1 protein-coding gene is annotated in these 1,678 nt (G+C 69.5%); it reads left to right on the top strand.

Annotation, left to right across the window (positions count from 1 at the left end):
• Nucleotides 1-1,678 (top strand): thrombospondin type 3 repeat-containing protein (locus tag ACRDSQ_RS14000; protein ID WP_431421492.1); only part of this gene is annotated, 1,678 nt, incomplete at both ends.

Here is a 1,678-nt window from a genome sequence, read left to right as displayed (position 1 = left end):
TTCGACGTGCTGCACTCGCCGATCGTCGCCAAGGTGCACCAGACCCCGGACTCCCGCGGCTTTCCCTTCACGGTGGAGTTCCAGAGGCTGGCGGTCAACCTGAACCACCAGACCTACGACGAGTACGCCGGCGGATCGATCAACTTCGACACCGACATCGACACGGACGATCGCAACTGCCTGCTCTGCCAGGTCTTCTACCCGCGCTTCGGCGGCCTGTATTACGCCCTCGCCCGGCTCAACACCTACTACTACGGCGTCGATCCGCTGAACCGCGACAACGTCAAGCAGCGGACCTTCGGCCCGCTCGTCGATCCGAACAACTCGGTCGCGGCGAGCGGCGTGGTGTCGGGGGACGAGACCGGCTTCAGCGGTTTCACCACCAGCGCCAATCCCAGCAGCTCGAGCCCCATCCCGACCGCCGCCCCGGACCTGCTGCCCTACCCGGTGCCCGACGCGCCGCTCCCCGGCGTCTGTACCGGGGGCTCGGCCGCCGGGAGCCCGTGCAGCGCCACCAGCCCGCCGTGCCCCGGCGGCGGCACCTGCACCCTGGTGCAGAACACCACCGGCGGGCCGACGCGCAACCTCGACCTGTCGCTCGTCAACTACCAGGACGGCCTGGTCTTCCTGGAGACCGGCCCGGGCGCGTTCGAGCCCGTCGGCTTCTTCTCCCCGGGCACCGCCGGCAACCGCTGGCAGATCGGCGTCGGCTTCTTCGTGATCGAGAACAGCACCCAGCGGAACGACTACGGTCTCGGGATGGACGATCCGGTCCTGGAGTGGGACGAGGTGCACCCGGTGGACGAGAGCCAGTTCGTCCCGCCCCACACGCCCGCCTGCCAGCGTTACGGCCTGCCGGGGCAGGCGGCGGGCCAGCCGTGCGCCACCCTGGTGGTCGATCGCACCAACCTGTACGAGTGCGACGAGGCGATCAACGTCACGGTCCATGACCCGAAGCGGGCGGGCGCCGGCACCATCACCGTCCAGGCGGCGTCCGAGAGCGACAGCACCCGCATCACCACCGGCGTCATCAGCGTCAACGTGCCGGTGAAGAGCTTCCCGCTCACCGAGAGCGCGCCGGGATCGGGCCTGTTCCAGGGCACCATCACGGTCACCGGGCAGTTCAACAATCCCGGGACCCTGTTCGTGCGCCCCTCGTCCGAGAGGACGGTCACCGTCTACTACGTCGATCCGCTGTGCGACGGCGACGCCGACGGCCAGGCGGGAGAGGCGACGTTCGACAACCTGGACGGGGACTTGGTCGCCACGGCCGCCGACAACTGTCCCCAGCTGTACAACCCGGCGCAGGCCGACGCGGACGGCGACGGCCGCGGCGACTTCTGCGACAACTGCCCCGGCCCCGGGAACGCCAACCCCGACCAGCTCGACCTGGACGCCGATGGCGTCGGCGATCTCTGCGACTTCGACGACGTCGACTTCGACGGCGTCGGCAACGCCAACGACAACTGCCCCGACGTCTACAATCCGCTGCAGGTGCCGGTCTCCACCCAGAACCCGCGCGGGGTCGCCTGCAACCAGACCGTCGACCGGGACGGCGATGGCATCCAGGACAAGAACGACAGCTGCGTGCGCACCTCCAACCCGACCCAGTCGAACCTCGACATGGACCCCCTGGGCGACGCCTGCGACGGGGACTGCGCCGGGGCGATGCGGGTGA

The organism is Actinokineospora sp. (assembly GCF_050699995.1).
Lineage (GTDB): Bacteria > Actinomycetota > Actinomycetes > Mycobacteriales > Pseudonocardiaceae > Actinokineospora.
Note: the sequence above shows the minus strand (reverse complement) of the source record. Positions and strands in the feature narration are given on the sequence as shown.